The following is a 4,715-nucleotide window of genomic DNA, read 5'->3' as shown; positions in this document are numbered from 1 at the left end:
GAATCTCGTGAGGCGAAGCGATCCGGGTTCCCCGTCCAGCAGCTTGTCGAAAAAATTTTTTCGACAAGCTGCGGCCGCGTATCGAAAGATACGCGGCCTGTTTTTTTCCTGCCGTCAGCCGGGGAAAACGCCGTCGATGGCCAGCTCGATGAGGCCCTCCATGTAGTTTTCCTCGAATTCGGTGGTGAAGTGCAGCTCGGGCATGCTGCCCGTCGGGTACTCCTGCGTGAAGTGGAAGCGCGGCACCGAATGGGCCGGGAACCGCTCCTGCACAAACGCCCGGATCGCCTCGCGGTCGACGGGGATCTGCCGGTCGTGGCTGATCACAAGGAAGCGGGGATTGACGACCGAGATGATCGCCGCCACCTGGCTTTTGATCTGGTCGGTCAGGCTCTCCTGCGGCGGCCAGACGTTGGCCACCTCGCCCGCGAACCCCGAGAACCCGTTGACGATCTTTCCGTCGACGATGATCCCCGAGCCCGGGCCGGTGCGGTTCTGGAAGAGGTAGGCCATGCTGTCGTTCTTGAGCGACACCTCGATATGCCGGCGGAAAAAGCCGAACGCCATCGCGTTCACGTCGTTGACCGCCGCGACCGGGAGCTGGCAGCGTTTTTCAAGCTCGCCCGCCACGTCGCTCCCCACCAGGTAGAAATCCGCCTGGGAGATATACAGCAGCCGTCCGTCGAGCACGGTGCCCGACATGCCCAGCTCGATCAGCCGGATGTTGGGGAACCGCCCGCGCACGTCGCTGACAAGCTCCGCCATCCGCGCGATGTGGGTCTGCCCCTCGACGGGCAGGCTCCCCTCCTCCCTGGTCCTGCGCGCGAGGTTGACCACCCGGTACTGCAGCCGGTCCATCGTCAGGATGACCGCCAGCACGTGGGAGTAGTCGTAGTTGAGGCGGTACTTTTCCCCGCTGCGCCCGCCGAGGGAATCCTCCTTGCCCGCGCTTTCGGCCTCCCCCCGCCCGACCATGTCCGCCAGCGCCCTGGCGACCGTCGGGTGGCTGAGCCCCAGCCCGCCCGCGATGTCCATCTTGGTGCAGTCGCCGTATTCCATGAGGAAACGCTTGATCAGCTTTTCATTGCTCTCGCGCATATCCGCCGCGCGAAGCCCTTCCATGTTCGCCATATTGCAAAGCCCCTTTCCAAAGACCGGTTGGTGTGAAGTTCCTTCCGGCTTTAGAATAGCACAATGCAATTAGTTTTGCAATATGTTTTCAAATTAATTTTTATAAATATTTTGAAATCATTTTTGTTGCTTTTGCCCGTCCGCGCGCCCCCCTTCCCCGCCCGGTTGAACCGCGGGCGGGTTTTGGGTATAATAGGGGTGGATTCAATTCCCGCAAAAGGAGGCGGTTTCATGGAAAACCGGCGGATGCTCTTTCTCATCAACCCCCACGCGGGCAAGGCGGAGATCAAAGGCAGGGCGCTCGACCTCGTCGACCTGTTCGTGCGCGGCGGCTGGGAGGTCACGGTGCACACCACCCAGCGGCGGCTGGAGATCGCCGACCTGCTTCCCCGCTGCGCGGACCGGTACGGGCTCGTCGTCTGCTCCGGCGGCGACGGCACCCTGAACGAGACGATTACCGGCCTGATGCGCTGCCCCCCGGAGGGGCGGCCGCCCCTCGGCTACATCCCCGCCGGCACGGTCAACGACTTCGCCTCGAGCCTCGGCATCTCGAAGAATATGCACGAGGCCGCCGCGGCGATCCTCTCCGGCGAGCCCTTCCTCTGCGACGTGGGCGCGTTCGGCGACCGCTATTTCAGCTATATCGCGGCGTTCGGCGCGTTTACCGACGTCTCCTACCAGACCCCCCAGCAGTCGAAAAACCTGCTCGGCCGCGCCGCCTATTTCCTCGAGGCCATCCTGCGGCTGCCCGCCGTCAAGGCCTACCGCATGTCCGTCACCCACGACGGCGAGACGGTCGAGGGGGAATTCCTCTTCGGCATGGTCACCAACGCCACCTCGGTCGGCGGCTTCAAGCTCCGGGCGGGCGCGAATATCTCGATGAACGACGGCCTGCTCGAGGCGGTCTTCCTCCGCAACCCCAAAACCGCGCTCGAGGCCCAGGCCCTCGTCGGCGCCGTGCTGCGCCAGGAGTACGACTCGGAATTCGTCACCGCCTTCCGCACCACCCGCCTTTCCGTGCGCGCGGAGGAAAAGGTCCCCTGGACCCTCGACGGCGAATTCGGCGGCACCGCCCGCCAGGTCCGCATCGCCAACTGTCCCCGCGCCATCCGGGTGATCACCGCCCCCGCCGGGGGCGCGGCGGGGGACGCCCAGCGCGCTTCCCCCTTTTGACGCAGAAATCCCCCCGGACGGGATCCCGTCCGGGGGGATTTTTCGCGTTCCGTGCTATTTGGCCGTCGTCTTCACCCGTTTGTCCGAGATGATATAGGTGGTCAGCGTCCGGGTCTGGAGCTCGAAGGCGTCCTCGTCCGAATTGTAGTAGACGGTGCGGGTGATGTCCTTGAGGTTGCCCTTGCTGTCCGCCGTGTAGATGTAGACGTCCTCGGGGTCCACGTCGTCATAGGCGAAGGGGTTATTGAGCGAGAGGGTCGCGCGGCTGGTCGCGTCGATCGTCGCGGGGGAAAATTTGCGGATGACCGCGTCGGTGCTGCGGAATTTGTTCGAGAGCGCGGCGTTCGGCCAGCTCGTCGTCAGGCGCGCGAGGAATTTGCGGGGGTTGTTGTTCGCGCGGAAGGTGAGGGTCGCGACCGTGTCCGCCCCCTCAAAGGTGATTTCGTTGACGCTGTTGCGCTCCGGCTTGATCGTCACGCCCTTGGACCCGACCTCGACCGTCGCGTCCCCCTCCTCCTGCGGATTGGCCACATAGAGGTTCCCGGTCAGCGTGAGCTTGTCGTTCTGTCTGCCGTCAAAGAACCGCAGGTATTTGAGGGTGTTCACCGTGGTGCCGTTGTCGTTGACCGTCTGCACCTTTTCAAACTCCCCCTCGGAGACCTTGCGCTTGCCGTAGCAGAGCACGACCGGCTTTTTCGCCGTGAAGGTCGCGGTGAACTGGACCTTCGCCTCCTCGGGAACCGCCGTGTCCGCCAGCTCGACCGCCAAGTAGGCGCGGCGCTCGCTCGTCTTGTAGGCGGCGTAGTCCTTGCCGGTCGGGTCCTGCTGGTTGGGGATGTAGATCGTCTGGGCGCCCGAAGCGCCGGTCAGCTTCTTCTCGACCAGCTTGATCGATTTGATCAGCTTGCCGTTCGAGGTCTTGCGGGTGGAGAGGCGGAAGTTGGACGCGCTGTCCACCCACGCCGCCATCGTCTCGGGCAGCGCGTAGTAGATCGTCTGCCCGGGGGAAATGGTGTCGTTCGCGTTGAACTGCCTGCCGTTCCCGTCGACCGGGTTGCCGGTGACCTTGTAGATCGCGTAGGACTGCGAACCGGCCGCGGGGCCCGCGGCGAGCGCCGGGGCCGCGAGGGATATGATCGTCACGGCCGCGAGCAGTGCCGCCATTAATTTTTTCATCGTGATCTCCCTTTCTTCGGTGAGGTTTCACCCATATAGTGTATCCGAAACTGGAAATCACTGCATCAAAAAGAGCCGCGGCTCTTTTTTTGGGGAGGCTCGACGGGCCCTATGCCGCCAGGGAGCGGACCATCACGGCCAGGGCGATCAGAAACACGGCCCCCGCCGCGAGAAACGTCCAGAACAGCACCCGCGCCACATCCGTACCGCTCCCGCGCAGGCGGAGCCATTCGCCAAAGGACGCGAGGAAAATGACGAACAAAACAAGCAGCAGCAACAAAGGCAGAGACATTTCGCTTTCACTCCTCCCTCAAAATTGGGCTCTCACTCCCGCCGCGCGGAGACAAGCAGCATCATCGGGCGGCGCAGCTCGTCCCTCATGCCCGGCAGGTCGAGCATCTCCTCGGGCGGCTGCGGCTCCACCAGCCGCCGCACCGAAAAGCCCTCCTCCAGCAGGGTGTTCACATAGGTCGTCAGCGTGCGGTGGTATTTGATCACCTTTTCGCCGAGGAAGACCGCCTCCCGCTCCCCCTCGTAATAGTAGCTGTCCACCGGAAAGTGGAGGATCTCCCCGTCCGGGCCGTAGTACCAGTCCTGCGCGCCCTGCGCGGTAAAGACCGGGTGCTCCACCGAAAAGACGAAGTCCCCGCCCGGCACGAGCCAGCGGCGGATTTTTTTGACGAGCGCGGGCCAGTCCGCGACGTAGTGAAAGGCGAGCGAGCTGAGCGCCACGTCGAACCTCCCCTCGGGGTAGTCGAGGTCCTCCATCGCGGCGCACTCGTAGCGCACGGCGGGGGCGGCGGTCTTTTCCCGCGCCACCTCGAGCATCTTATGCGAGATGTCAGTTCCGACCACCTCGGCGGCGCCCTGCTCCGCCGCCCAGACGCAGTGCCAGCCGTAGCCGCAGCCGAGGTCGAGCACCCGCCTGCCCGCAAAATCGGGCAGCAGCTTCCGGAGCGCGGGCCACTCCCCCGCCCCGTCGAGCCCCTTCCGCGAGCGGTACATCTCGCCGTATTTCTGGAAAAACCGGTCGTCGTCGTATTTGTTTTCTTTCATATGGATTTCTTCCCTCCCAGTCAAAAAGGGGCCTTTTTCTCTTGCAAAAAGGCCCCTCTTGCCGCCCCGGGCGGCAATTCACCCGCAAAAAAGCGCTTCTCAAGATAAGCTCCCGCGCCTTCGGGCGCGGCAAGGGGCTCCGCCCCTTGACCCCGCCGCCTTTGAAAAGGCGGGCGAAA

General features: G+C 63.8%; 5 protein-coding genes. 1 reads left to right on the top strand and 4 read right to left on the bottom strand.

Annotation, left to right across the window (positions count from 1 at the left end; genetic code table 11):
• Positions 1-114: 114 nt before the first annotated feature.
• Positions 115-1,131 carry an ROK family protein gene (locus RDM88_RS11920; protein WP_308755050.1) on the bottom strand — a complete coding sequence of 339 codons (1,017 nt, stop codon included), beginning with the start codon at positions 1,129-1,131 and terminating at the stop codon, positions 115-117.
• Between the two features lie 231 nt (positions 1,132-1,362).
• Here RDM88_RS11920 and RDM88_RS11915 point away from each other — a divergent pair, with 231 nt between their 5' ends.
• Entirely contained in the window at positions 1,363-2,304 is a 942-nt protein-coding gene (locus tag RDM88_RS11915; RefSeq protein ID WP_308755049.1) for a diacylglycerol kinase family lipid kinase, read from the top strand.
• A gap of 54 nt (positions 2,305-2,358) precedes the next feature.
• Here RDM88_RS11915 and RDM88_RS11910 read toward each other — a convergent pair whose 3' ends face one another.
• The 3 genes from RDM88_RS11910 to RDM88_RS11900 form a co-directional block, all read right to left on the bottom strand.
• Entirely contained in the window at positions 2,359-3,480 is a 1,122-nt protein-coding gene (locus tag RDM88_RS11910; RefSeq protein ID WP_308755048.1) for a hypothetical protein, read from the bottom strand.
• Positions 3,481-3,589: 109 nt separating this feature from the next.
• Entirely contained in the window at positions 3,590-3,772 is a 183-nt protein-coding gene (locus RDM88_RS11905) for a hypothetical protein (RefSeq protein ID WP_308755047.1), read from the bottom strand.
• A 32-nt stretch (positions 3,773-3,804) separates the two neighbouring features.
• Positions 3,805-4,536, bottom strand: coding sequence for a class I SAM-dependent methyltransferase (locus RDM88_RS11900; RefSeq protein ID WP_308755046.1), 732 nt, complete (start codon positions 4,534-4,536; stop codon positions 3,805-3,807).
• Positions 4,537-4,715: the final 179 nt, after the last annotated feature.

Origin of the sequence: uncultured Anaerotruncus sp. (genome assembly GCF_902490045.1) — a bacterium.
Lineage (GTDB): Bacteria > Bacillota > Clostridia > Oscillospirales > Ruminococcaceae > Anaerotruncus.
The sequence above is the reverse complement of the archived record's forward strand: the minus strand, read 5'-3'. Positions and strand labels throughout refer to the sequence as shown.